This is a genomic window from Sphingomonas edaphi (assembly GCF_003583725.1).
Classification (GTDB): Bacteria; Pseudomonadota; Alphaproteobacteria; order Sphingomonadales; family Sphingomonadaceae; genus Sphingomicrobium; species Sphingomicrobium edaphi.
Map to the genome: position 1 here is coordinate 298,202 of NZ_QXTF01000002.1, position 23,956 is coordinate 322,157.

Genomic DNA, 23,956 nt, shown 5'->3' on the forward strand with positions numbered 1-23,956 from the left:
CGACTCCTGCCTTTACAGTGTGCGAGCCCGCTCTTCGGTCTCGAAGACCTCCAGATTGTCGCCCGGCTTGATGTCGTTCGTGTCCGCGAGGAGCACGCCACATTCGAGGCCGGCGATGACCTGCGCCACGTCGTCCTTGAACCGGCGCAGCGAGGAGATGGTCGTCTTCGAAACGATTACGTCGTCGCGGGTAAGACGGGCGTGAAGACCCTTTCGGATAACGCCTTCGAGGACGAGCAGGCCGGCGGCCTTGTCCTTCTTGCCCGCCGGGAAGACTTCGCGGACTTCCGCGCGGCCGACGACCGTTTCGATGATTTCCGGGCCAAGCTCGCCCGCCATCGCCGACTTCACCCAGTCCGTGAGGTGGTAGATGACGTCGTAGTAGCGGAGTTCGACCTTGTTGCGCTCCGATGTCTCGCGGGCTTTAGCGTTCGGACGGACGTTGAATCCGATAATCGGTGCGCCGGTCGAGGCGGCCAGCGTCACGTCGCTTTCCGTAATCGCGCCCACGCCGGAGTGCAGCACGCGCACTCTGATCTCGTCGGTCGAGATCTTGTTGACGGCGTTGACGATCGCTTCGGCGGAGCCCTGCACGTCGGCCTTGATAACCAGCGGGAATTCGATGGTCGTCGAAGCGCGATTGGCGAACATGTTTTCCAGGCTTACCGGAGCAGCGGTGGTACGCTTCTTGTCGAGTACGCCCTGGCGATAAGTGGCAACCTCACGGGCGCGAGCCTCATTCTCCACAACCGTGAGTTGGTCGCCAGCTGAGGGAACGGCGCCCAGGCCGAGCACTTCGACTGGAACCGAAGGGCCGGCCTCCTTCACTTGGCGGCCATGGTCGTCGATCATGGCGCGGACCTTGCCCGAGGCAGCACCGACGACGATCACGTCGCCGACGCGGAGCGTACCGCGCTGGACCAGCACGGTCGCCAACGGACCGCGGCCCTTGTCGAGCTTGGCCTCGACCACCGCACCTTCCGCGGGGCGGTCGGGGTTGGCCTTGAGTTCCAGGATTTCCGCTTGGAGCGCGATCGCTTCGAGCAGGCTATCTAGGTTAGTTTTTTTCAGCGCCGAAACTTCGACGTCCTGGACGTCGCCGCCCATCTGCTCGACCACAATCTCATGCTGCAGGAGTTCCTCGCGGACCTTCTGTGGCTTGGCTTCCGGCTTGTCGATCTTGTTGATGGCCACGATCATCGGCACGCCGGCCGCCTTGGTGTGGTTGATCGCCTCGATCGTCTGCGGCTTCAGGCCGTCGTCGGCTGCCACGACCAGCACGACAATGTCGGTGACATTGGCACCGCGCATGCGCATGTCGGTAAAGGCTTCGTGGCCAGGCGTGTCGAGGAAGGTAATCTTCGACTTGTCCTTCAGCGCGACCTGATAGGCGCCGATGTGCTGCGTAATGCCGCCGGCCTCGCCCGACTGGACATTGCCGCCGCGAATTGCGTCGAGCAGCGAAGTCTTGCCATGATCGACGTGGCCCATGATGGTCACGACCGGTGGACGCGGCTTCAGCGTTTCGGCGGCATCGACGTCAGTCTCGCTCTGGATGTCGACGTCGGATTCGGACACGCGGTTGATGCGGTGGCCGAACTCTTCAATGAGCAACTCAGCCGTGTCCTGGTCGATCGTCTCGTTGATGGTCACCGGAGTGCCCATCTTAAACAACGACTTGACGAGGTCGGCGCCGCGCTCGCCCATGCGCTTCGCTAGTTCCTGGACGGTAATCGCCTCGGGAACGTCGACGTCGCGATACTGCTTGGCGGAAGGACCCTGCTGCTGGTGGGCGCGCTTTTCCTTTTCGCGCGCTCGGCGGAGCGCTGCGAGGCTGCGGGCGCGGCTGTCGTCTTCGCCCGACAGGGCTCGGGTGACGGTCAGCTTGCCGGAATGGCGGCGGTCGTCGCGCGGGCGATGGGCACCGGGCCGCGAGGGCTCGGGACGCTTGGGTGCATGCGACGGAGCGCCTGCGGGACGGCGGAATTCGCGGTCGCCGGCAGTCTTGGCTTCTTCGCGGGCGGGTTCGACGGGGGGCTGGGCTGCTTCCTCGGCGGCCTTGCGCTCGGCCTCGGCAGCTTCCTCGGCAGCCCGCTTGGCGGCGTCTTCCTCGGCCTTACGGTTTTCCTCGGCGCGACGCTTCTCGTCCTCGCTCTGTTCGACCTTGGCGCGATCCTCACGGCGGCGCGCATCTTCCAGCGCGGCCATGCGGGCCTCCTCCGCTTCACGCTGGAAGCGTTCCAGATTTTCCTTGCGCCGGGCGATTTCCTCGGCCTCGGAGAGGCGGCGCGCGGGCGCGGCCGGCTTCGGCGCTGGGGCTGCTGGCTTCGGCGCGGGCGTAGGTGCCGCTTCCTGCTTCGGTTCAGGCGCGGGCGGGGTTTCGCCGGGCTTGCCAAGAATGCGCCGCTTCTTGACCTCGACCACGACGGTGTTCGAGCGGCCATGGCTGAAGCTTTGCTTCACCTTGCCGGTCTCGACCGTGCGCTTCAGGCCCAGCGGAGGCCGGGTTCCAAGCTTGGGCTTGTCGCTCTGGTCGGTCATTTCGTTCCTTCGTCTACAAATTCGTCGCCCGCGTCCGGCCCAACGGCAACACTTCCAGATTTGGAGGCGCCGTCTAGCCCAGCATCGGGTTCAATGAAAGCTTGCCACCGATTGATGGCGTGAAGCACGCGCCTTGCGGCGCCGGCATCGGTCAGCGCGATATGTACCACATTCTCGCGTCCGAGCGCCATCGACAAGATGGTGCGGGGGAGCGGAAAAACCAACCCCCGTGCGTCGCCGCCACCGACGCGCCAGGCCTGGTCGAGCGAGCGGTTGCCTTCTTCGCCGGCGTCGGAAGCGTGGATCAGGACATGGACTTTGCCAGACCGAGCGGCCTGTTCGATCCGTTCCGAGCCGGTCAACAGGGTTCCCCCGCGCGCCTCAAGGCCGAGACGGTCGAGCGCCTGCTGGCGAAGCGCTTTCTCGACCTTTTCGCCAAGGTCAGCTGGGACGTCGATTTCGGTCGTCTTGAAGGCACGGGCGAGGGCGCCTCTCAATCGACCCTTGGCATTCGCCTCGTCGAGTGCCTTGCGCCCGACGCCGATCCAGGCGCCACGGCCCGGCGCACGGGCACGCACGTCCGGCGCGACTTGGCCGTCGGGGCCAAGCGCGAGACGGATAAGGTCGTCCTTCGAACGGCAGATGCGCGTCAGAATGCAGGTCCGCTCGGGACCCGTACCCTCTGCTGCCTCACTCCCGGGAGCGATTAGGCGATCATTGGTCCTTGTCCGCAACCGCGTCCTCCTCGGTTGCGGCCGGCGCTTCGTTCGCGGATGCGTCATCCTCAAACCAGTGCGCACGGGCGGCCATGATGATCTCGTTGCCCTGCTCTTCGCTCAGGCCAAATTCGGCCAGGATGCCGGCCTTGTCCTCGACGCGCTTCGGCGCGGTCTCGGCGCGGCGACGCGGCTCGGCCCGCTTCTTCTGGATGAGTTCGTCCGTTGCCAAGTCGGCGAGGTCGTCCAGCGTGCGAATATTGGCCTTGCCAAGCGTCACCAGCATTGCTTCGGTGAGATAGGGCAGCTCGGCTAGCGCGTCCTCGACGCCCAGCTTGCGGCGTTCTTCGCGAGCGGCGGCTTCGCGGCGCTCGAGCGCTTCGGTGGCGCGGTTCTGCAGTTCGCCAGCGATCTCGTCGTCGAGGCCCTCGATCGAGGCGATTTCGTCGACTTCGACGTAGGCCACTTCCTCAAGGCTGGTGAAGCCTTCGGCAACCAGTAGCTGGGCAAGAGTTTCGTCGACGTCCAGCTCCTCCTGGAACATGGTCGAGCGCTCGACGAACTCGCGCTGGCGCTTCTCGGAAGCGTCGGCCTCGGTCAGGATGTCGATCTGCGAATTAGTCAGCTGCGATGCGAGGCGGACGTTCTGGCCACGGCGGCCGATGGCCAGCGACAGCTGATCGTCAGGCACCACCACTTCGATGCGGCTTTCTTCCTCGTCGATGACGACGCGGCTGACGGTCGCGGGCTGGAGCGCATTGACGACAAAGGTCGCGGTGTCTTCGCTCCACGGGATGATGTCGATCTTCTCGCCCTGCAGCTCCTGCACGACGGCCTGCACGCGGCTGCCCTTCATGCCGACGCAGGCGCCAACCGGATCGATCGAACTGTCATAGCTGATGACGCCGATCTTCGCGCGCGAGCCCGGGTCGCGGGCGGCGGCCTTAATTTCGATGATGCCGTCATAGATTTCCGGCACTTCCTGCGCGAACAGCTTCTTCATGAAGTCAGGATGCGCGCGGCTGAGGAAGATCTGAGGACCGCGCGTCTCTCGAGAAACACGCAGGATCAGCGAGCGGATGCGGTCGCCCACGCGGACCATTTCCCGCGGAATTTGCGCATCGCGGCGGATCACGCCTTCGGCGCGGCCCAGGTCGACGACGACATGGCCGAACTCGACCCGCTTGACGACACCGGTAATCACTTCGCCGGCGCGGTCCTTATATTCTTCGAACTGGCGCTCGCGCTCGGCGTCGCGGACCTTCTGAAAGATAACCTGCTTGGCGGCCTGCGCGGCGATGCGGCCGAATTCGATCGGGGGCAGCGGATCGACAATGAAGTCGCCGACGGCGGCATCCTTCTTCAGTTTCTGGGCGCCCTTGAGGTCGACTTGCTTGAAATGGTCTTCGACTTCCTCGGTGACTTCGAGGACCCGCCACAGGCGAAGGTCGCCGCTGTTCGGATCCAGCTTGGCGCGAATGTCGTTCTCAGCGCCGTAACGGGCGCGGGCGGCACGTTGGATCGCGTCTTCCATCGCCTCGATGACAATGGCGCGGTCGATCAGCTTCTCGCGGGCCACCGAGTCGGCGATGGCGAGCAGTTCGGCCTTGTTGGCAGTGGCGGCAGCAGGCGCGGCAGTGGCCATCTTAGTCTTCCTCTGTCTCGAATTCTTCGGCGCCTTCGGAACTGAGCGGCGCGGTGGCGTTGATGAGCTTGTCGGTCAAGAGCAGCTTGGCCGACGCGATGTTGGAAAATTGAACCGTTCGCTCCCCCTTCGGAGTTGCGATGCGGATCGTTTCACCGTCGATGCCGACGATGTCGCCCGAAATCTGTTTCGCGCCATCGACGGGCTCGGCATATTTCAGCCGGGCTTCATGCCCGGTCCAATCAGCATAGTCGGACCGGCGGGTCAGCGGCCGGTCGATACCTGGCGAACTGACTTCCAGGCGATACGCTTCCTCGATCGGATCGGCATCGTCCAGCAGCTCGGACAGCTTGCGCGAGAGGTCGGCGCAGTCGTCGATGGTCAACTGCCGCGTGTCCGGACGCTCGGCCATTACCTGCAGGGTCGGGTCGGACTTGCCGCCGATCATGGCCACGCGCACGAGGTCGAAGCCCAGTTCCTTGACGGCGGGCTCGATTAGTCGAGCGATGGCGGCGGCGTCGGTCAATCCAGCCCTTTCGAAATTCAAATCTTCTTCGTTGCCGGACCGACCCCGGCCCGGCCCCAACTTCTGACGATGTCGAGGAGTGACCGCCATATAGGCGCGTCGTTCCGGAGTCGCAAGCGCCGATGCGGGACGTCTTGGCTGCTCAGCTTCCCCAAGCCGGCGGAGGTGTGGCGACCGGCTTGGTAAGGTCGAATTCGACCCGGAAAAAGCGGCCGGGGCGACGCAGCTCATAAACGAAAACGCCCGGGCGATGCTCGACCCCCCAAACATTATTCATTCCCGCGACATTGCCTTCGCGCTGGAGCAACTCCTTCGTGAACGCATCGGCCGGGAAATTTTGGCGTGGCGCAGTGGGGGGCGTCGTGGAGTCGCCGCCGTACTGAGTAACGCGGTCTTCGGTTCCATCGACATGGCGATGATCATGCTTCAGCCGGAGGCCCACCGCCGTGCGCGATAGCACCCAAGTTCGGCTATGATCGTCGCCGACGTGGAAGGGTATGCGGACCGTGTCCTCGGTGCAGGAGGCGACATGCATGATGAGGGCCTTGCCCGCGAAGGCTTCGTCGGCGGGCACCGGCGGGCTGACGATCCGTCCGACGTAAGCCCTTCCGCAATAGGGCGTGAGAGATGCGAGGAAATCGGGCGCAAGGACTGTGGTGGTGGCGCATCCGCCGAGCATGGCGAGCGCGACGGCAATCAGGGGCATTTTCATGGACGAAGCGTCTCCAGAGCCTGGTTTTCGGCGCGGATGCGGACGGCAAGCGCGACTGCGTTGAATACGGAGAAAAGAAGCGCGACGTGCCACAGTCCGAAGACCAGTGGCAGTATCGCGATCTCTGCGATGACGACCAGATAATTGGGATGGTCGACGAACCGGTACGGACCGCGGGTTACCAGCCGTTCGCCCGGGACGACAATGATGCGGGTCGTCCAGCGCGGGCCGAGGGTCCTAAGCACCCAAATTCGGGCTGCCTCCACCAGCGCGAAGATCGCGAGGAAGGGCAATTCGATCGGTCGTGACGGGGCAAGCCACCATAGGGTCGCTAGCCAAGATGCGTGCACGGCTACGATCAGCGGGTAGTGGGCGGATGCGACCTCATGACCGCCAGCGGCGAGCAAGCGCTTGGTGTTGGCGGCGGCAATTGGCAGTTCGACCAGCCGCTGTAGCGTGACGAAGGCGAGCAAGGCGATCGATGGCCACATCAGCAGCGCTCAAGCATCAGCGCGGAACAGGTGAATCCGGGGCCGAAGGCGGTCATCAGGACGCACGGGGGGAGGCCGCGTTCGATCAGTCGCTGAAGCACGAACAGCACGGTTGGGGCGCTCATGTTGCCGCAGTCGCGAAGCACGCCGCGTTCCAGATCGAGCGTTCCAGCTGGGAGCTCCAGCGAAGCCTCGATTGCGTCGATGACCTTCACTCCGCCAGGGTGGCAGCAGTATCGGTCGATTCCAGCAGCATTAGTACCCATTTCCGCCAGCATGCCGCCGACCGCTCGGGCAAGCTCGGCCTCGACGAAGGGCGGGATGGCACGGTCAAAGACGACAGCGAGGCCGGGGTCCTCGACCCGCCAGCCCATGATTCCGAGGGTGTCGGGCCACATGCGCTCTCCGGCACCGGTGATGCTAGCGATACCGCCGTCGCCTGCGCGAACCACGGCAGCTCCGGCGCCGTCGCCGAACAGGGCAGTGGCGACGATGGCGGCAGGATCGTCGCTGTCGAGGCGGATGGCAATCGAACAGGTTTCAATGGTGACGAACAGCCAGTTGCTGCCAGGTTCCGCGGCCGCCAGCCGGGCCGCGGTCGATAGACCACTGACGCCGCCGGCGCAGCCGAGTCCGAACAGCGGCACTCGCCGCACATCGGGGCGCAAACCAAGTCGCGGACCGTTGCGGGCGTCGAGGCTGGGCGTGGCGATGCCGGTGGTCGAGGCGACAACCACCCCGTCGATTTCGTTCGGCGACAGGTCCGCCCCGGCGATCGCATTGCCGGCAGCTTCAAGGAACAAGGCGTCCGCAGCCTCTAGGTAAAGGCGGTTGCGCTCCTGCCACCCGTGGTTGCCGGCATACCAGTCGATCGGCGCGACCGTATGCCGTTGGTCGATCGCGGCATTGTCGAACACGCCGGACAGGCGGTCGAACAAGGCTTTCCGGCCACCGAAGAGTTCGCGGGCCTTGGCTTTTGCCTGATCCTGTTGGACGATGTGCGGAGGCAATGCCGTGGCGAGCGAGAGGAGGCTGACGCTATTCATCCGACCTCATTCGCCCCGCTGGTGAGCAGGAGAGATTGGATGACCGCGAAGTTTTTGCAAGCAACCATTGCATGTGCGGCGCTCGTCGCGGGATGTCAGTCACCGGCACCGGCGCAGGATAACGCCGTAAGCGCCAGCGCCCGGCCGTTCGCCGTGACCGAGGTGGCTACCTTCGGCAGCCCTTGGGCGATTGATTTTCTACCTGGCAGTGGCGTGCCGCTGACCAACATGGCGTTGGTCAGCGAAAAGGAAGGCACTCTGTGGCTGGTCGATGTCGCCACGGGCAATCGGCGCGAGGTAGCGGGCGTTCCCGAAGCGCACGTTGCCGGACAGGGCGGCTTGGGCGACGTGGTCGCTCACCCCGGATTTGCGGATAACCGCCGGGTCTATCTAAGCTATGTCGAACGGGGCGAAGGCGGCACCAGCGGTGCCGCTCTCGGCTATGGCAGGCTGGATCTTGGCAACGCCCAGCAGCCAGTGCTGCGAGATTACAAGGTCATCTGGCGTCAGACACCCAAGGTCGAGGGAAATGGCCATTTTTCGCACCGGATCGCGTTCGGGCCGGACGGTTTCCTTTATCTGACTTCGGGCGATCGGCAGAAACTGGACCCGGCGCAGGACATGAGCGGCAACTTGGGTAAGGTGCTTCGCCTGACCGACGAGGGCGCGCCGGCGCCCGGCAATCCTTGGGCCTCGCGCGGCGGTGTCGCGGCTGAATTCTGGAGCATTGGGCACCGCAACCTGCTGGGTATCGCTTTCGCACCAGACGGACGGCTGTGGGAGACGGAGATGGGGCCCAAGGGCGGCGACGAGGTAAACTTGGTCGTCGCCGGCAAGAATTACGGTTGGCCGCGAGCGTCGAACGGGAGCCATTATGACGGCGGCGACATCCCCGACCACAAGGCGGGCGACGGCTTTGAAGCGCCCAAGGTCTGGTGGAGCCCGTCCATCTCGCCGGGAGGGCTGATGATTTACGGCGGCGACAAATTCGCAGCATGGAAGGGTGATGCCCTGATCCCCGCGTTATCGGGCGAGGCCCTGATCCGCGTCGACATAGATGGCGACCAGGCCGTGAAGGCGGAACAGTGGGACATGGGCGCCCGCATTCGCGCGGTCGAGCAGGGTCCGGACGGCACCGTTTATTTGCTGGAAGACGGGGGCCGGCTGCTGCGGCTGGCCCCCGCCCGGTAAATTAGTCCTGCGGCTGCGGGATGCGGCGGAGATAGGGCTTCACCGTTTCCCAGCCGTCCGGATATTTGGTCTTGGCATCTTCGTCGCTGACCGACGGCGGGATAATCACGCTCTCGCCCGGACGCCAGTTGACCGGCGTCGCGACGCCCTTGTTCTCCGTCAACTGTACGGAATCGAGCAGGCGAAGCACCTCGTCAAAGTTGCGGCCGCTGCTCATCGGATAGAGCAGCATCGCGCGGATCTTCTTGTCCGGTCCGATGATGTAGACGGTACGGACCGTGGCGTTGCTCGCGGCGGTGCGGCCGGCGGCAGTGTCGCCGCTATCGGCGGGAAGCATGTTGTAGAGCTTGGCCACGTTGAGGTCGTTGTCGCCAATCACAGGATAGCCGACCTTGTTGCCGCTCACTTCTTCGATATCGGGCAGCCAGCGGGCATTGTCTTCGGTCGCGTCGACGCTGAGGCCGATGATCTTGGTGTTGCGCTTGGCGAACTCATTCTCAAGCCCTGCCATGTAGCCCAGTTCGGTCGTGCAGACCGGCGTGAACGCCTTGGGGTGCGAAAAGAGGATCGCCCAGCTATCGCCGATCCAATCGTGGAAGTTGATCTTGCCCTGCGTGGTATCGGCCGTGAAATCGGGGGCCACGCTGCCAATTGATAGCGTCATCTTTTTCTCCTTGTGAAACGCGAAAAACTCCCGGCGCTGCGTCAGGCCGACGCGGGCACGGGTTCGAAATCGGGCGCAACTTCGACGGGATGTTCAAGCCACTCGGGCGGCTCGAGACCCTTGGATCGCAGGAACTCCGGGTTGAATAGCCGCGATTGGTAGCGGGCCGCTGGATCGCACAACATGGTGACGATCGTCTTACCAGGGCCGAGTTCCTTCGCCAGCCGGATTGCGCCCGCGACGTTGACGCCTGAGGACAGCCCGAGCGCCAATCCCTCGTCCTTGAGCAAGGCGAAGGCGACAGCGAGGCTTTCGGCGTCGGGGATTAGGAAGGCTTGATCGACGTGGAGCCCCTCGAGATTGGCGGTGATGCGGCCCTGGCCGATTCCTTCGGTGATCGAGGAGCCCTCCGCCTTCAGCTCGCCGGTCGTGTAGTAGTTGTAGAGTGCCGCGCCTGGTACGTCGGCGAGAGCGATGACGATGTCGGACTTGCGGTCCCTCAGCCCTTGCGCGACGCCAGCCAAGGTTCCACCGGTGCCAACCGCGCTGACGAAGGCGTCCACGTTGCCATTCGTCTGGTCCCAGATTTCGGGCGCCGTGGTTCGGACATGGACATCGCGGTTAGCAACATTATCGAACTGGTTGGCGAAAATTGCGCCCTGCGGATTTTCCTGTGCGATGCGCGCTGCGACGCGGGCGGCGACCTTCACATAATTGTTGGGGTTTCGGTATGGCACCGCCGGCACCTCGACCAGGCTGGCGCCGAGCGAGCGGAGTGTATCCTTCTTTTCCTGCGACTGGGTTTCGGGAATGACGATCACCGTCTTCATGCCCAACGCATTGCCGACGACCGTTAGGCCGATGCCAGTGTTACCCGCGGTCCCGTCGACGATTGTTCCGCCGGCACGAAGCTCCCCGCGGTCTATAGCATCGGTGACGATACCTAGAGCAGCACGGTCCTTCACCGAGTGGCCGGGATTCATAAACTCGGCCTTGCCGAGGATGGTGCACCCGGTTTCCTCCGACGCGCGATTGAGATTGATAAGGGGCGTGTTGCCGATCGCGGCAAGGACGGAGGCTTTGATGTCCATGGCGCGCAGATAGGCGCCGCGCTGTTCCAGTTAAAGGGGGTCAGTTGAGGCGGCGATAACGAAACTGGTGAGGCGTGCGTCCTTGGCGGCGGGCCTTGGCCGCATAGCGGGTTTCCAGCCAGCCGGAAGGGTAGTTCAGCCATTCGCCAGGGGCTTTATTGACCCATTCGAACTGGTGGGTGTGGCGCTGCATGATCATTAGAAGCCAATTAAGATAGGTGGGGTCGTCGGTCGCGACGCGAAACTCGCCGCCCGGCTTTAACTTGGCGGCGATCAGGTCGACCGGTCCGTCGTTCATCATCCGCCGCTTGGCGTGACGTGCCTTGGGCCACGGGTCGGGATGGAGCAGGTAAAGCATGGTGAGCGCTCCGTCGGGAACTCGGCGGAGAACCTCAAGCGCGTCCCCCATGTGCAGTCGCACATTTGCCAGCCGCTGGTCGCGAATATGGGTCAGCGCTTGGGCGACGCCGTTAACGAAAGGCTCGCAACCGATGAATCCGTGGTCGGGGAGCAGGTCGGCACGATAGGCGAGATGCTCGCCCCCGCCAAAGCCGATCTCGAGATGAAGCGGCCGATCTTCGCCGAACAGCCGCTGCGCCGTTATTTCACCCTCCTGCGGGACGGAGATAGCAGGGAGCAGCGTTTCGACCAGTTCCGCCTGGCTGTTACGCAGCTTATGCCCGCTCGACCTGCCGTAGAGGCGGTTGAGGGTGGTCGGATCGCCGGATTTGAGTGCAGTCATGTGGACCCGGCGGCTAGCCGAGCGGACCCGTTGCCGCAAGCGCTGCTAGTGTTTCGCCTCGCGGAGCCATTGAGGGAGTTCGGCTGGCGGGCAAAGACGGAACACTTGGTCGCCGCCGCCTTCGACGATGAGCGCGAAGCGGTTGCGGCTGGTGGCGCGCAGGACGAACGTCGTGCTGCTCGGAGTTCCTGAATAATTGTCGATGCAGGTCTGCTCGACCTCGATGCCGTTGGCCTGCCCGACGCTCGGCGATGCCTTGCAGGCCCGGGTCGTCGAGCCGCTCAAACCTTCGCCGTTCCATATCCGCCAACTGGCGTTGGGCGGGTTGCCGCAGTCGACGCCGACCTCAACGTAGGTGCCCTCATCGATCGCAATCTCGGGAGCGGACTCTTCGGTGTCCACGGGGGTCGGCAGTGATAACTCCGACCGCGACATCGGCCTTCCGGTTGAAACGCTGTTGCCGGCAGCTTCGTCCGGGATCGCCTCTTCTTGAGCTACGTCGGTGCCGGACGGCTCGGCCTGGCAAGCGGTCAGCAGCGCAATGGCGACGACCCCGTCGAATGGCCTCACGCCAGAGCGGCCCTCAGGTCGTCAACCAAGTCAGTTTTCTCCCAAGGGAAAAGATCGCCCTCGGCCTTACGACCGAAGTGGCCGTAGGCGGCTGTCGCGCCGTAAATCGGCTTGTTGAGCGTCAGGTGCGTGCGGATTCCGCGCGGCGTCAGGCCGCCAAGCTTATCGATCTTGCCGATGGCCGCCTCGAGTTGGTCGTCGCCGACTGAACCGGTGCCGTGCGTGTCGACATAGAGCGACAGCGGCTTCGACACGCCGATAGCGTAAGCGAGTTGGATGGTGCACCGGCGGGCAAGGCCGGCCGCTACGATGTTCTTCGCAAGGTAACGCGCGGCATAGGCGGCCGAACGGTCGACCTTGGTCGGGTCCTTGCCGCTGAACGCGCCGCCGCCGTGTGGAGCCGCGCCGCCGTAGGTGTCGACTATGATCTTGCGGCCGGTGATGCCGGCATCGCCGTCTGGTCCGCCGATCTCGAAGCTGCCGGTCGGGTTGATGTGGTAAACCGTGTTAGCCGTGATGAGGTTGGCCGGAAGTACGTCGGCGATGACTTGCTTCACATAAGTATGAAGCTCGGCTTCGTTCTCGCCCTCGTCATAGCCCTTGGCATGCTGGGTTGAGACCACGATCGCGGTCGCTTCCACCGGCTTGCCGTTTTCAAAGCGCAGCGTGACTTGGCTCTTGGCGTCCGGCTCCAGGAAGGGCGCGCGCCCCGAATGGCGGTCGTCAGCCATGCGCTGAAGGATCTTGTGGCTGTAATCTAACGTCGCCGGCATCAGGTCCGGCGTTTCGTCGCAGGCAAAGCCGAACATGATGCCTTGGTCGCCCGCGCCTTCGTCCTTGTTGCCGCTGGCGTCGACGCCCTGCGCGATATGCGCCGACTGAGGATGCAGGTGATTGGCGAAGTCGAGCTTGTCCCAATGGAAGCCGGACTGTTCATAACCTATCCGCTTCACAGTCTCGCGGACCGCACGCTCGATTTCCTCGCGTACGCCCTCGGCCCAATTGCCGTCTTCGTCCATGATGCCCTTACCGCGGATTTCGCCGGCTAGGACGACGCGGTTGGTTGTCGTCATCGTCTCGCACGCCACGCGGGCCTCCGGGTCTTTCGACAGGAACAGGTCGACGATTGCGTCGCTGATTTGGTCGGCGACCTTGTCGGGATGGCCTTCGGAAACCGATTCGGAGGTAAAGAGATAGGACGTGCGCATGGGGAGCCGTTATTCCTTGGCTGAAATCAGCGAAAATTTAGGGATATAAAGAAATCCTTATATCCCGCTGTAGCGGGAGCGGCGACCGAGCGCAATCGCGGCAATGAGCAGGGCGAAGCCAAGCGCGACGGGGATGATGTTACCGAGCCTTGCGAACAATGTCGGTTCGAGTGCGGACGGCAACGCCGCATCGATCACGCCCGCGGTCTGCCAGGGCAGCGAATGAAGCAGGCGCCCTCGTGCATCGATGAGCGCGCTGATCCCAGTCGGGGTCGAACGGATAACGGGTAGACCTTCCTCCGCTGCTCTTAACCGGGCTTGCGCGAGATGCTGCGGCGGTCCCCAGCGGCCGAACCACGCGTCGTTGGAAGGGTTGAAGATGAAGTCCGGACGGTTGCGGCGGTCGACGACTTCACCCGAGAAGATGATCTCGTAGCAAAGCTGAAACCCGACCTTGCCCCATTGCCCGGGCAGCGCGACGCTCTGCGGGCCCGGTCCCGGTGCGAAATCGAGATCGCCTGGCGCGAGCCGCGACAGGCCGATAGCCGACAAAACCGGTCGCATCGGCAGATATTCGCCATAGGGGACGAGGTGAGCCTTGTCGTAGCGGCCCAGGACTTTGCCCAGAGCGCCGAGGATATAGACGCTGTTTGTCGCGCCATCGACGACCTGACCATCGCGCGAGGTGAAGCTAAGCCCGCCGGTGAGGAGGATGTCACTGGGGCCCAGAGTTCGCGTCGCGCGCAGACGCTCAAACTCGGTGATTTGCGCGGCGCCTTTGCGTTCGTCCTCCATCGGATTTGTAACCGCTGCTTCAGGCCAGAATACCAGCCGCTGAACGGGCTTGCCCTTGATTGTCAGCCCGTCCAGCGTGCGGCTGGCGATTTCGTCGAAGCCGGGGCGCCACTTATCCTGCTGGCCGATGTTCGGCTGGACGATGCGGATCGGCTTGATCGTTGTCGTGTCGCCGACGATGGTCGGCGCAGGCAGCGCCCAAAGCAGGAGCGAGGCGACAACTAGGGCGGCGGGCAGGCGCCATTCCCGGCGCACCGCTGCCCAGATCGACCCGCCAAGTAGGACGACTAGCGCAGAAAGGCCGTAGGTGCCGACCCAGCGGCTGCCTTCGCGGAGCGGTGTATCCACCAGCGTCACGCCGATCGGGTTCCACGAAAAGCCAGTAAACATGGTGGCGCGCAGCCATTCGGTCAGCGCCCAGCCGCCGGCCAGCGCGAAGACAAGCGCCACCTTGTTGGTTCGCCCGAAACGCCAGGCCAGGCCGGCCGCCATCATCGGATAGATGGCGAGATAAAGCGAAAGCAGCACGACCGCGATCCAGCCGAGCCAAGCAGGCATCGCCGCCTGGAAAGTGAAGGCGGTCGCGATCCAATTGAGGCCGATGCAAAACTGACCAACTCCGAAGCCCCATCCGACGGCCAGAGCCTGCCGCATCGACGGGGCACGGCCGACCAGTTCGCAAAAGCCTGCGATGCACAGGATCATCAGCGGCCACAGGCCGACCGGTTGGAACGCGAAAGCAGAAGCAGCGCCGCCGAGCAACGCCAGGAGGAAATTCATCCGGCCTTGGCTAGCGGCAATCAGCGCCCGCACAAGTGCTAGCCATCGTCCTGGACGTCATTTGGCAGCGGCTCGGGCGCATGGAGGCGAAGGCGGATCATCTTGCGCGTATCTGCCTCGACGCTTTCGATGCGCCAGCCGGACGGATGCTCGACCGATTCCCCCGGCTGCAGGATGCGGCCGGCCAGGATGAAGGCAAGGCCGCCCAGAGTGTCGACCTCGTCGTCCTCCGCCACGAGCCGGGCATCGATGTCGCGTGCGACTTCCTCCAGCTCGACGCGGGCGTCGGCTTCCCACAGTCCTTCGTCTAGCGGCTTCAGCAAGCCCGCGGCCTGCTCATCATGCTCGTCCTCGATCTCGCCGACGATCTCCTCGACAACGTCCTCGATGGTCACCAGCCCTTCGGTGCCGCCGAACTCGTCAACCACGATGGCAAGGTGGACGCGCTCGGTCCGCATGCGGGCGAGAAGGTCGAGCACGCCCATCGATTCCGGGACGAACAGCGGCGTGCGAAGGAGGCCTTCCACGGTTCGCGAGCGATCGGGATCCTCCTGCGCCTTGAAGACGTCCTTGATGTGAATCATGCCGATGACTTCGTCGAGGTCTTCACCGGTCACCGGTAGACGGCTATGCTCCGCTTCGGCGAATGCGCGGACGAGATTCTCGAACGAAATACTTGCCGGCACAGCGACGATGTCGCCTCGCGTGACCGCCACTTCGCCCACAGTACGGTCGCCGAAGTGCAGTAGGTTGCGCAGCATCTGCCGTTCGAGCGGGCTGAGGTCACCGCGCCTGGGCGCGGCGGCATCCGCCTCGTCGATCGCATCCTCTATCTGGTCGCGCAGTGTCGCTTCATGTTCGTCACCAAAGATCAGCGCGCGCATGCCCCGCCATAAACGCGACCCGCCCTCGTCGTCCTGACGCGTCGCCATCTAGCGATCCTCCGCGTACGGATCAGATATGCCCATGCGCGCCAGCGCGCGAATTTCGCGCGCTTCCATGTCGGCGGCGCCCTGGTCGTCCATATGATCGTAGCCCAATAAATGAAGCGTGCCGTGTACCATAAGGTGCGCAGCATGGTGATCGAGTGGGATGGCCTTGTCGGCCGCTTCCCGTTCGCAAACTCCGTGCGCCAGAATAATGTCGCCGAGCATCAATTCCGGACCCGGTACGTCCGATTCCTGCAGGTCGTCAGCTTCGGCCATGGGGAAGGAGAGGACATTGGTTGGCTTGTCTTTGCCGCGCCATTCGGCATTCAGTGAATGGACTTCCGCGTCACCGGCCAGACGGATCGACAGTTCGACCGGGCGCTCGCCCTGTCCTAACTGCGGGAAGGCGCTTTCGGCGATGGCGGCGGTGGCGGCAGACCGGGCCAACTCGGCCCAGCCGGTGCTACTGTCCCATTCCCCGTCGGCATCGATAGCGATGTCGAGCGTCATTGGCCGGGACCTTCATAAGCCTCGACGATCCGTCCTACGAGGGGGTGTCGAACGACGTCGGCGGCGCTGAACCGGACCATCGACAGTTTGGGAATGCCTTCAAGCTTCGAAACGGCATCGGCGAGGCCCGATGTAACGCCAGGCGGCAGGTCGGTCTGGTTGGGGTCGCCGCAGATTACCATCCGGCTGCGCATTCCGAAGCGGGTGAGGAACATCTTCATCTGCTGCGGTGTGGTGTTTTGTGCCTCGTCGAGAATGATGAAGGCATCGTTGAGCGTGCGACCGCGCATGAAGGCGATCGGGGCGATCTCGATTTCGCCGCTGGCGATCCGCCGTTCGACTTGCTCCGCAGGAAGCATGTCGTACAGCGCGTCGTAGAGCGGGCGGAGATATGGATCGACCTTTTCCTTCATGTCGCCGGGCAGGAAGCCGAGCCGCTCGCCCGCCTCGACTGCCGGACGCGAAAGGATCAGGCGTTCCACTTGGCCCGTAATCAACATCTGCACGGCCTGCGCGACGGCGAGGTATGTCTTGCCAGTGCCCGCGGGCCCTAGCGCGAAGATCATGTCGTCACGTGCGAGTGCTTCCATGTAGCGCGTCTGGATGACCGAGCGCGGCACAATCGTCTTCTTGCGCGTCCGGATCATCACCTTGGGCGCGTTGGCGACCTCTTCGGAAACGATGCCGTCGAACAGCGGCTGGTTGGCCATGCCGATCACGGCTTCGACTGCCGCAGCATCGACGTCCTGGCCTTGGTCGAGCCGGTCGTAGAGGCCCATCAACACTTCGCGGGCGCGGGCCGCCGCGTCCGGCTCGCCCTCGATCATCACGCGGCTGCCGCGCGCGGCAATATGCACGCCTAGACGGTCCTCAATCATTACGAGGTGGCGGTCGTAATCGCCGAACAGAGGGCCGAGCAGGTAGGGCTGCTCAAACTCGATCTCCAGGCGGGCGCGGCCGTCGGCAGCATCGTAATTGGCGGCAGCGAGGTCTCTCTTGGCCATCAGGCAGCCACCTTCGAGTCGCGCAGGACGCCGCCGAGGCTATTGGGAAGCGCTTTGGTGACCGTGACGTCCACCATGTCGCCGATCCTTGCACCGGTCTCGACGAAGACGGACTGGAGCCAAGGCGACTTGCCGATCATCTGGCCTGGAAGGCGGCCCTTCCGGTCGATCAGGATTCTCGTGTCCTTGCCGACGGTAGCGCGGTTGAAGGCGAGGCTATGCTCGGCGAGGCGGGCCTGAAGCCGCTGCAGTCGATCGTCCATCACCTCTGGCGCCACCGCTCCTTCCATGACCGCCGCCGGGGTACCCGGGCGGGCGGAATATTTGAACGAATATGCCGAAGCGTAACCGACCGCATCGACGATTGCGAGAGTGGCGGCAAAATCTTCTTCACGCTCTCCCGGGAAGCCGACGATGAAGTCGCCGGAGATGGCGATGTCGGGGCGAGCCGTACGGACTTTCTCCAGCGTTTCCAGATAGCTCTCCGCCGTGTGACTGCGGTTCATCGCCTTCAGGATCGGGTCCGACCCGGACTGGACCGGCAGGTGAAGGTAAGGCATCAGCTTGTCGATCTCGCCATGCGCGGCGATCAGCGCGTCGCTCATGTCGGCGGGGTGGCTGGTCGTGTAGCGAATCCGCTCCAGCCCGTCGATTTTCGCGATGGCACGGATGAGATTGTCGAGGCCGCCTTCGAACGCATTCACATTCTGACCAAGCAGCGTGATTTCGCGCGCGCCGCCATCCACCAGTGACTGCGCCTCTGCCACTACGTCGGCGAAGGGCCGGCTGATCTCCGCGCCACGCGTGTAGGGCACGACGCAATAAGTGCAGAATTTGTCGCAGCCTTCCTGAACAGTCAGGAAGGCGCTGGGTCCGACCTTACGGCGGGCGGGAAGGGCGCCGAACTTCGAAATCGCTGGCATGTCGGTGTCGACCGGGCGACCGCCCTTTGCCACCTCGGCGACCATGTCGGGCAGACGGTGGTAGGCTTGGGGCCCGACGACAAGGTCGATCAAGGACGAGCGTGATTTCGCTTCGGCGCCTTCGGCCTGCGCGACGCAACCCGCCAGCGCGACGATCGGTTTGCTGCCATCTTCGCGGCGAAGGCGGCCGACATCGGAATAGGCTTTCTCCGCCGCCTTCTCCCGAATGTGACAGGTGTTGAGCACGACTAGGTCGGCATCCTCGCCGTCGCCAGCGGCGGTCATGCCCTGGGCGCCAAGCAGCTCGGCCATGCGCTCCCCGTCATAGACGTTCATCTGGCAGCCGAAGCTTTTGACTCGGTAAGTCTTGGGAATCTCGGTCATTTGGTGCGGGCCTATAGGCCGGACGGCGGCGCCACGGAAGAGAGAGCCTCGGCCAGCCGATCGCGGGCGTGGCGGGCAAGAGCCTTGCGGTCGTCGAGCCGAGGAAGCGGGTCTAGCAGACGAACATGCACGTCCATGGTACCGCGCCGCCCAAGCACGCGCATTGCATTGGCCAGTCCACCCTCACCACCGTGCCACCCGACATGATCAACGTGGTGGCCGTAATCAATGGCGACCGGGCGAACGCTGACACCTTCGGGCGGCGGGGCGACGGCATGGAACAATGTCGACCGAAACGGCATCAGGGCACGTCCATGTCCGGTCGTGCCTTCGGGAAAAATCGCTAGCGGCTGATGGTGGTCGAGGGCGTCGCGGATGCGCCGGACTTGGCCATGCGCGTCGCCGCGCTCGGAACGCTCGATGTAGAGCGTGCGGTTCTGGTCGGCGAGCCAGCCGATCAGCGTTGTTGCCTTCACCTCCGCTTTGGACACGAAAGCTGTACCGGTCGCCCCGCCCAGAACCAGGATGTCGAGCCAACTGGTGTGATTGGCCACGACCAGCGTGCGTGGGCCGAGCGGCTCGCCTGACAGGCGGGACCGCGCACCGGCAATGCGGGCGGCGGCGGCGAGAAAGCGCCGGGGCCAGCGCGACCGGCGCAGCATCAGTTTTGATAGGATATGGGGGGGCAGGTAAGCAAGGAACAGGCCGGCGAGTCCGACAATGCGCAACCCGGCGACTAGCCGCGACGGGGCCGGCTCAGCCTTCGCGGTCAACTCTGACGCCGTAGAGTTCCATCCGGTGGTCGACCAAGCGGAACCCGAGCTTCTGTGCAATGCGGCGCTGAAGCTCCTCCAGCTCCTCGTCTACGAATTCGATGACGTTGCCGGTTTCTACGTCGATCAGGTGGTCGTGGTGCGTTTCCGATGCAGCTTCATACCGCGACCGGCCGTCGCCGAATTCGTGTCGTTCCAGAATGCCTGCCTCTTCGAACAGGCGGACGGTGCGATACACCGTGGCGATGGAAATGTTCGGGTCCATGGCTGCTGCGCGGGCGTGGAGCGTCTCGACGTCCGGATGGTCCTCGCTGTCGCCCAGCACCCTGGCGATAGTCCTGCGTTGTTCGGTGATGCGCAGCCCCTTGTCCGCGCAAAGCTGCTCGATATCGATCTGGCGATGCATGGTACCTTACCTAAGCGGTGGAGCGCCGAATGGGAAGCACTGGGAAGAGTGGGGGCGATCTTACTAGCGACCTTTAAAACGTGAGCCCCGTTTACCCGACGGCTCTTCCTTGTACCTTCATTATCGCCAACTGCGCTTTAGGTCAGTCGCTCAATACTATTTTATTCGCTAGCGACTTGCTGTGCAGACCAAGTAAAAAGAGCGGACGTTGGCCCGCCCGCTCTTCTTATTATTCCTGACTGAGTATGTACTGGCCGACTTATTTGCCGCGCGTCTTGCGGCGCTTGGTGCCGAGGCCGATCGACTTGGCCAGCGTACGGCGTTGTTCGGCATAGTTGGGGGCGACCATCGGATAGTCGGCAGCAAGGCCCCACTTCTGGCGGTACTGGTCCGGAGTCATCTGGTAATGGGTCATCAGGTGCCGTTTGAGCATCTTCAGTTTTTTACCGTCTTCCAAGCAGACGATGTAGTCTGGCTTCACAGACGAACGGATCGGAACCTTGGGTTCCAATTTCGCTTCAGCCGCCGCACCCGCGCCGGAAAGCGTCGAAAGCGCGCCGTGAACGTTGGCGATTAGCTGCGGCAAGTCATTAACCGCCACGCTATTATTGCTGACATGCGCCGCGACAATGTCGGCGGTAAGCGTGATCAGCGTGTCGTCGTTTCCCTGATTGTCCATTATTCTTCATCCCGAGCATGATTAGGAACAGGGCAGTATGATGACTGTCGATACTAAGATTTCACTACTACCGGGATATTGTCGCTACAAGCATTAAGACATTGATTAAAGTTAAGTTATTTAATTAACCAGCTTTAGAGTGACCGCGTCATGCTTCGTTCCATCGGCGCCGCTGTAATAGTTGCGGCGGCGACCGGCGGGCCTGAACCCTGCTGCGGAGTACAATGCAATTGCCGGGTTATTGTCGCGGACCTCTAGATGAAGCGTCTCGGCCCCAGCCTGTCGCGCCTGCTCGATAAAGTGCATCAGCAGTGCCTGGCCGACGCCGCGACGCTGGGAGGACGGATTGACGGCGATCAGCAGCAACTCCGCCTCGTCAGCGATGGTCCGCGCCAGCGCGAAGCCGAGCGCGCTCTCGTCATCATCTTCGGCGAGGGTGAGGGTCACGCCAGCCATCGGTAGGATTCCGGCGCATTGCGATCGAGTCCACGCCTCGCCGAAACAGGGCTGGAAGGCCGCCATCATGACCCGCATCACATCGTCCAGGTCATCCACGCCCCCCGGCCGCAACCGGCAGGCCGGTGGCCGGTGAGCGGGCGTCGCCATCAGGCCGCTTTTGGCCGGGCATCAGGAGCCCGGATGTAAACGGGTTTGCAGTCCATGGCCCGAAGCAGGTCGGGCAGTCGCATTGCTCGACTGGCGGAGGGTAGAAGATGCAACGCCTCACCAGTTCCCCGTGCATCGACAAGCGCTTGTGCGCCGCTGCCGACGATTAGCGGCCCGCTAACCGTCCTTGCCGCTTCGGCGGGGGGCAGGCTGGCAATGCCGCCGGTCGGGATGAGCGTTCTGCGGTCGAAGGATTGGACAAACAACTCGCCATGCCCGCCGGATACCGCGGCGGTAATAAGGCCGTCGCCCGGTGGCGCCGAAGCGGCAAGCAGCGCCAGGCTGTTCATGCCCGATAGCGGGATACTCCAGCCGATGGCGAGCCCGTGCGAAGCTGCAATGCCGACGCGGAGACCGGTGAAGCTGCCGGGGCCGACTCCGACCAAAAGGCGACTCGGGACATGGCCGTCGAGCATCTCGGCGATCAGCGGTACTAGCCGTTCGGCGTGACCCCGGCCGATTTCCTCATCACGCGATGCGACGATGGTTCCGTCGGGCAACAGCAGCGCGGCGGTGCAAGCAGCGGTCGATGTGTCCAGGGCGAGGATCAAGAGCCCGGCTCCTTTTACGTGCCAACAAGGAGGCACAAGCGCCGGTTCTCGGCAAGAAAAAAAGGAATGAAGTCAGACGGCTTCGATTGTCTCGACCTCGGGCACATAATGTTTGATCAGGCTTTCGACACCGCGCTTCAGTGTGACGGTCGAGGAGGGACATCCCGAGCAGGCGCCCTGCATTTCGAGGAAAAGTTTGCCGTCCTTGTAACCGCGATAGACAATGTCGCCGCCGTCCTGCGCGACGGCCGGGCGGACCCGCGTTTCCAGCAGCTCTTTGATCTGGTCGATGATATCGGAGTCGGCCGGGTCTTCTTCGAACGAAAGGGCAGCGTCCGGCGCAACCTCGATGCCGGCCGCCGTGCCGGGTTTAAACAACGGGGCATCTAGCAGGAAATGGTCGAGTAGGACCGACAGCACATCCGCTTCCAGGTTGGTCCATTCAACCGTGGGCGCGGCGGACACGGACACGAAGTCGCGCCCGAAATAGACGCCGTCGACTTGGCCCGTGGCGAACAGCGCTTCGGCGAGAGGGCTGGCTGCGGCCGCGTCGACGTTCGGGAAGTCGCGGCCGCCATGTTCCATCACCGTGCGGCCGGGCAGGAACTTACGGGTTGCCGGGTTCGGCGTCTTTTCAATCTCGATTAGCATGGGCGCGATGTGGTCCTTCGTTCGCTCGCGATCAAGCGTCCGACAGATCGCTTGCTGGCAAAGCTTCGCTTCACTCGCCCGGCACTTCCCAGCTATCGTCGATCATCTTGATTAGTGCGGAGAAATCCTTGCCCGCGCCCCCCCGGTCGACGAAGCGTTGATAGAGTTCTTCTGCCTCGCCACCCATCGGTGTGTAGGCACCGGCGGCCTGCGCGGCTTCCATCGCCAGCTTCAGGTCCTTTAGCATCAACGCGGCGGCGAACCCGCCTTCGTAATTGCGATCTGCTGGGGTCTCGGGACCCACGCCGGGGACAGGGCAATAGCTGGTCATGGACCAACTCTGGCCGCTGGCCTTGGACGAAATGTCGAAAAAGGTTTGCGGGTCGAGGCCCAGCTTCTGCGCCAGCACAAATGCTTCGCAGGTGCCGGCCATCGTGACGCCCAGCAACATGTTGTTGACGATTTTCGCCGCCTGACCCGCGCCCGGGCCGCCGGCGTGGATCACCGCCTTGCCCATCTTTTCGAGGTAGGGGCTGGCCTTGGTGAACGCTTCGTCGCTGCCGCCGACCATGAAGGTCAGCGTTCCGCCTTCCGCAGCCGCGATGCCGCCGCTGACCGGCGCATCGACCATCGTGAATCCGGCAAACGCCGCCTCGTCCTCGACCTTCTTGGCTGTAGCGACGTCGATGGTCGAGCAGTCCATCAGGATCGCGTCCTTGGGCGCGTTTAGGAGGACATTGGTCCGGAAGACCTCAGCGACATGCTTACCAGCCGGGAGCATTGTGACGACTGCATCCACGCCCTGGACGGCCTGCTCCGCGCTTTCCGCCACGGTGCAGCCATTGGCTGCCGCGCGCGCCAGTGCATCCTGGCTCAGGTCGAACGCCATGACCTCATGCCCCGCCTTGACGAGGTTTGCGGCCATCCCGCCGCCCATGTTGCCGAGCCCTATGAATGCGACGCGTGCCATTGCCCGATACTCCTTACTTGCCGGTCCAATTGCCCGGGCGCTTTTCGACGAAGGCGGTCATGCCTTCCTTCTGGTCTTCAGTGCCGAACAGGCCGTGGAACAGGCGCCGTTCGAAGTTGATGCCCTGCGCTAGGGTCATTTCGAAGGCGGCGTTGACCATTTCCTTGTTGGCGATGGCCGCGAGCGGCGCCATCCCCGCGATCGCTTCGGCTGTCTTTATCGCCTCGTCCATCAGGTCGGCGGCGGGCACGACCTTCGCGACCAGTCCGCTGCGCTCCGCCTCTTCCGCGCCCATCATCCGGCCGGTCAGGCACATTTCCATCGCCTTGGCCTTGCCAACGGCCCATGTCAGCCGCTGCGACCCGCCCATGCCCGGAGTGACGCCCAGCTTGATTTCGGGCTGGCCGAACTTGGCGCTATCGGCGGCGATAATGAAATCGGCCATCATGGCGACCTCACAGCCGCCACCTAGCGCGAAGCCCGCCACCGCCGCGATCCACGGCTTACGTGTCCGGGTGACCTGTTCCCAGCCACCGAAGAAGTTGGATGCATACATCTGGGCGAAGCCCTGTGCCTGCATCTCTTTGATATCGGCGCCCGCCGCGAACGCCTTTTCACTGCCCGTCAGGACGAGGCAGCGCTGTGAGGCGTCGGCGTCATACGCGGCGAAGGCGTCGATCAGTTCCTGCAGGACCGTCGAATTGAGCGCATTCAGCGCCTGCGGGCGGTTCAGCGTGACCAGCGTCACCGCCCCGCGCTGTTCGACCAGGATGGTTTCGTACTGGCTCATAC

26 protein-coding genes are annotated in these 23,956 nt (G+C 63.6%); 1 reads left to right on the plus strand and 25 read right to left on the minus strand.

Annotation, left to right across the window (positions count from 1 at the left end; all coding sequences use genetic code 11):
• Positions 1-12: 12 nt before the first annotated feature.
• From infB to D3M59_RS08330, 7 genes are all read right to left on the minus strand, one after another.
• Complete coding sequence (gene infB / locus D3M59_RS08300) at positions 13-2,541, minus strand: translation initiation factor IF-2 (protein WP_119533176.1); 2,529 nt, start codon at positions 2,539-2,541, stop codon at positions 13-15.
• Entirely contained in the window at positions 2,538-3,275 is a 738-nt protein-coding gene (locus D3M59_RS08305) for a DUF448 domain-containing protein (protein ID WP_407695442.1), read from the minus strand. The genes infB and D3M59_RS08305 overlap by 4 nt, the downstream gene beginning before the upstream one ends.
• Complete coding sequence (nusA, locus tag D3M59_RS08310; RefSeq protein ID WP_119533178.1) at positions 3,256-4,902, minus strand: transcription termination factor NusA; 1,647 nt, start codon at positions 4,900-4,902, stop codon at positions 3,256-3,258. The genes D3M59_RS08305 and nusA overlap by 20 nt, the downstream gene beginning before the upstream one ends.
• 1 nt (position 4,903) lies before the next feature.
• The gene (rimP, locus tag D3M59_RS08315) at positions 4,904-5,428 is read right to left on the minus strand and encodes a ribosome maturation protein RimP (protein WP_233543198.1); all 525 of its coding nucleotides are present in this window, start codon (positions 5,426-5,428) and stop codon (positions 4,904-4,906) included.
• Positions 5,429-5,570: 142 nt separating this feature from the next.
• On the minus strand, positions 5,571-6,140 hold the full coding sequence (locus D3M59_RS08320) for a hypothetical protein (RefSeq protein WP_119533180.1): 570 nt from the start codon (positions 6,138-6,140) through the stop codon (positions 5,571-5,573).
• Entirely contained in the window at positions 6,137-6,631 is a 495-nt protein-coding gene (locus D3M59_RS08325) for an isoprenylcysteine carboxyl methyltransferase family protein (RefSeq protein WP_199662461.1), read from the minus strand. Before D3M59_RS08325 ends, D3M59_RS08320 begins: the two co-directional genes overlap by 4 nt.
• A complete protein-coding gene (locus D3M59_RS08330) occupies positions 6,631-7,677 on the minus strand; it encodes a type III polyketide synthase (RefSeq protein WP_119533182.1) in 1,047 nt (348 codons plus the stop codon). Before D3M59_RS08330 ends, D3M59_RS08325 begins: the two co-directional genes overlap by 1 nt.
• A 39-nt stretch (positions 7,678-7,716) precedes the next feature.
• On the opposite strand from D3M59_RS08330, the gene D3M59_RS08335 reads away from it, so the two are divergent.
• A complete protein-coding gene (locus tag D3M59_RS08335; RefSeq protein ID WP_119533183.1) occupies positions 7,717-8,868 on the plus strand; it encodes a PQQ-dependent sugar dehydrogenase in 1,152 nt (383 codons plus the stop codon).
• Position 8,869: 1 nt separating this feature from the next.
• Here D3M59_RS08335 and D3M59_RS08340 read toward each other — a convergent pair whose 3' ends face one another.
• The 18 genes from D3M59_RS08340 to D3M59_RS08425 all read right to left on the minus strand — a co-directional run bounded on the left by D3M59_RS08340 (position 8,870) and on the right by D3M59_RS08425 (position 23,954).
• Positions 8,870-9,532, minus strand: coding sequence for a peroxiredoxin (locus tag D3M59_RS08340; RefSeq protein WP_119533184.1), 663 nt, complete (start codon positions 9,530-9,532; stop codon positions 8,870-8,872).
• Positions 9,533-9,573: 41 nt separating this feature from the next.
• Positions 9,574-10,623: a cysteine synthase A gene (locus D3M59_RS08345; protein ID WP_119533185.1), complete on the minus strand. Its 1,050-nt coding sequence runs from the start codon at positions 10,621-10,623 to the stop codon at positions 9,574-9,576.
• A gap of 40 nt (positions 10,624-10,663) precedes the next feature.
• Positions 10,664-11,365: a tRNA (guanine(46)-N(7))-methyltransferase TrmB gene (gene trmB, locus D3M59_RS08350; RefSeq protein ID WP_119533186.1), complete on the minus strand. Its 702-nt coding sequence runs from the start codon at positions 11,363-11,365 to the stop codon at positions 10,664-10,666.
• A gap of 45 nt (positions 11,366-11,410) precedes the next feature.
• Complete coding sequence (locus tag D3M59_RS08355) at positions 11,411-11,935, minus strand: hypothetical protein (protein WP_119533187.1); 525 nt, start codon at positions 11,933-11,935, stop codon at positions 11,411-11,413.
• On the minus strand, positions 11,932-13,143 hold the full coding sequence (gene metK, locus D3M59_RS08360; RefSeq protein WP_119533188.1) for a methionine adenosyltransferase: 1,212 nt from the start codon (positions 13,141-13,143) through the stop codon (positions 11,932-11,934). The genes D3M59_RS08355 and metK overlap by 4 nt, the downstream gene beginning before the upstream one ends.
• Positions 13,144-13,200: 57 nt before the next feature.
• Complete coding sequence (gene lnt / locus D3M59_RS08365; protein ID WP_119533189.1) at positions 13,201-14,718, minus strand: apolipoprotein N-acyltransferase; 1,518 nt, start codon at positions 14,716-14,718, stop codon at positions 13,201-13,203.
• A 38-nt stretch (positions 14,719-14,756) separates the two neighbouring features.
• The gene (locus tag D3M59_RS08370; RefSeq protein ID WP_119533190.1) at positions 14,757-15,650 is read right to left on the minus strand and encodes a hemolysin family protein; all 894 of its coding nucleotides are present in this window, start codon (positions 15,648-15,650) and stop codon (positions 14,757-14,759) included.
• Positions 15,651-16,157: an rRNA maturation RNase YbeY gene (ybeY, locus tag D3M59_RS08375; RefSeq protein ID WP_119533191.1), complete on the minus strand. Its 507-nt coding sequence runs from the start codon at positions 16,155-16,157 to the stop codon at positions 15,651-15,653. It abuts the gene before it with no gap.
• A complete protein-coding gene (locus tag D3M59_RS08380; RefSeq protein WP_119533192.1) occupies positions 16,154-17,161 on the minus strand; it encodes a PhoH family protein in 1,008 nt (335 codons plus the stop codon). The genes ybeY and D3M59_RS08380 overlap by 4 nt, the downstream gene beginning before the upstream one ends.
• A complete protein-coding gene (miaB, locus tag D3M59_RS08385) occupies positions 17,161-18,468 on the minus strand; it encodes a tRNA (N6-isopentenyl adenosine(37)-C2)-methylthiotransferase MiaB (RefSeq protein ID WP_119533193.1) in 1,308 nt (435 codons plus the stop codon). The genes D3M59_RS08380 and miaB overlap by 1 nt, the downstream gene beginning before the upstream one ends.
• A gap of 11 nt (positions 18,469-18,479) precedes the next feature.
• Positions 18,480-19,241 (minus strand): lysophospholipid acyltransferase family protein, encoded by a 762-nt coding sequence (locus tag D3M59_RS08390; RefSeq protein WP_119533194.1) that lies wholly within the window; start codon positions 19,239-19,241, stop codon positions 18,480-18,482.
• A complete protein-coding gene (locus tag D3M59_RS08395) occupies positions 19,225-19,647 on the minus strand; it encodes a Fur family transcriptional regulator (protein ID WP_119533195.1) in 423 nt (140 codons plus the stop codon). Before D3M59_RS08395 ends, D3M59_RS08390 begins: the two co-directional genes overlap by 17 nt.
• 259 nt (positions 19,648-19,906) lie before the next feature.
• A complete protein-coding gene (locus D3M59_RS08400) occupies positions 19,907-20,326 on the minus strand; it encodes a MucR family transcriptional regulator (protein ID WP_119533196.1) in 420 nt (139 codons plus the stop codon).
• A gap of 120 nt (positions 20,327-20,446) precedes the next feature.
• On the minus strand, positions 20,447-20,932 hold the full coding sequence (rimI, locus tag D3M59_RS08405) for a ribosomal protein S18-alanine N-acetyltransferase (protein ID WP_119533197.1): 486 nt from the start codon (positions 20,930-20,932) through the stop codon (positions 20,447-20,449).
• On the minus strand, positions 20,932-21,543 hold the full coding sequence (tsaB, locus tag D3M59_RS08410) for a tRNA (adenosine(37)-N6)-threonylcarbamoyltransferase complex dimerization subunit type 1 TsaB (protein ID WP_119533198.1): 612 nt from the start codon (positions 21,541-21,543) through the stop codon (positions 20,932-20,934). The genes rimI and tsaB overlap by 1 nt, the downstream gene beginning before the upstream one ends.
• 72 nt (positions 21,544-21,615) lie before the next feature.
• A complete protein-coding gene (locus D3M59_RS08415) occupies positions 21,616-22,194 on the minus strand; it encodes a NifU family protein (protein ID WP_119533199.1) in 579 nt (192 codons plus the stop codon).
• A gap of 70 nt (positions 22,195-22,264) precedes the next feature.
• Positions 22,265-23,164 carry a 3-hydroxyisobutyrate dehydrogenase gene (gene mmsB, locus D3M59_RS08420; protein ID WP_119533200.1) on the minus strand — a complete coding sequence of 300 codons (900 nt, stop codon included), beginning with the start codon at positions 23,162-23,164 and terminating at the stop codon, positions 22,265-22,267.
• Between the two features lie 13 nt (positions 23,165-23,177).
• On the minus strand, positions 23,178-23,954 hold the full coding sequence (locus tag D3M59_RS08425) for an enoyl-CoA hydratase (protein WP_119533201.1): 777 nt from the start codon (positions 23,952-23,954) through the stop codon (positions 23,178-23,180).
• Between the last annotated feature and the right edge of the window lie 2 nt (positions 23,955-23,956).

Excerpts from the sequence above, each read along its gene's own strand:
- infB (WP_119533176.1), bottom strand. The coding sequence starts at position 2,541 with ATGACCGACCAGAGCGACAAGCCCAAGCTTGGAACCCGGCCTCCGCTG.
- nusA (WP_119533178.1), bottom strand. The coding sequence starts at position 4,902 with ATGGCCACTGCCGCGCCTGCTGCCGCCACTGCCAACAAGGCCGAACTG.
- D3M59_RS08320 (WP_119533180.1), bottom strand. The coding sequence starts at position 6,140 with ATGAAAATGCCCCTGATTGCCGTCGCGCTCGCCATGCTCGGCGGATGC.
- D3M59_RS08325 (WP_199662461.1), bottom strand. The coding sequence starts at position 6,631 with ATGTGGCCATCGATCGCCTTGCTCGCCTTCGTCACGCTACAGCGGCTG.
- D3M59_RS08330 (WP_119533182.1), bottom strand. The coding sequence starts at position 7,677 with ATGAATAGCGTCAGCCTCCTCTCGCTCGCCACGGCATTGCCTCCGCAC.
- D3M59_RS08335 (WP_119533183.1), top strand. The coding sequence starts at position 7,717 with ATGACCGCGAAGTTTTTGCAAGCAACCATTGCATGTGCGGCGCTCGTC.
- D3M59_RS08340 (WP_119533184.1), bottom strand. The coding sequence starts at position 9,532 with ATGACGCTATCAATTGGCAGCGTGGCCCCCGATTTCACGGCCGATACC.
- D3M59_RS08345 (WP_119533185.1), bottom strand. The coding sequence starts at position 10,623 with ATGGACATCAAAGCCTCCGTCCTTGCCGCGATCGGCAACACGCCCCTT.
- trmB (WP_119533186.1), bottom strand. The coding sequence starts at position 11,365 with ATGACTGCACTCAAATCCGGCGATCCGACCACCCTCAACCGCCTCTAC.
- metK (WP_119533188.1), bottom strand. The coding sequence starts at position 13,143 with ATGCGCACGTCCTATCTCTTTACCTCCGAATCGGTTTCCGAAGGCCAT.
- lnt (WP_119533189.1), bottom strand. The coding sequence starts at position 14,718 with ATGAATTTCCTCCTGGCGTTGCTCGGCGGCGCTGCTTCTGCTTTCGCG.
- D3M59_RS08370 (WP_119533190.1), bottom strand. The coding sequence starts at position 15,650 with ATGGCGACGCGTCAGGACGACGAGGGCGGGTCGCGTTTATGGCGGGGC.
- ybeY (WP_119533191.1), bottom strand. The coding sequence starts at position 16,157 with ATGACGCTCGACATCGCTATCGATGCCGACGGGGAATGGGACAGTAGC.
- D3M59_RS08380 (WP_119533192.1), bottom strand. The coding sequence starts at position 17,161 with ATGGCCAAGAGAGACCTCGCTGCCGCCAATTACGATGCTGCCGACGGC.
- miaB (WP_119533193.1), bottom strand. The coding sequence starts at position 18,468 with ATGACCGAGATTCCCAAGACTTACCGAGTCAAAAGCTTCGGCTGCCAG.
- D3M59_RS08395 (WP_119533195.1), bottom strand. The coding sequence starts at position 19,647 with ATGCATCGCCAGATCGATATCGAGCAGCTTTGCGCGGACAAGGGGCTG.
- D3M59_RS08400 (WP_119533196.1), bottom strand. The coding sequence starts at position 20,326 with ATGGACAATCAGGGAAACGACGACACGCTGATCACGCTTACCGCCGAC.
- rimI (WP_119533197.1), bottom strand. The coding sequence starts at position 20,932 with ATGGCGACGCCCGCTCACCGGCCACCGGCCTGCCGGTTGCGGCCGGGG.
- D3M59_RS08415 (WP_119533199.1), bottom strand. The coding sequence starts at position 22,194 with ATGCTAATCGAGATTGAAAAGACGCCGAACCCGGCAACCCGTAAGTTC.
- mmsB (WP_119533200.1), bottom strand. The coding sequence starts at position 23,164 with ATGGCACGCGTCGCATTCATAGGGCTCGGCAACATGGGCGGCGGGATG.
- D3M59_RS08425 (WP_119533201.1), bottom strand. The coding sequence starts at position 23,954 with ATGAGCCAGTACGAAACCATCCTGGTCGAACAGCGCGGGGCGGTGACG.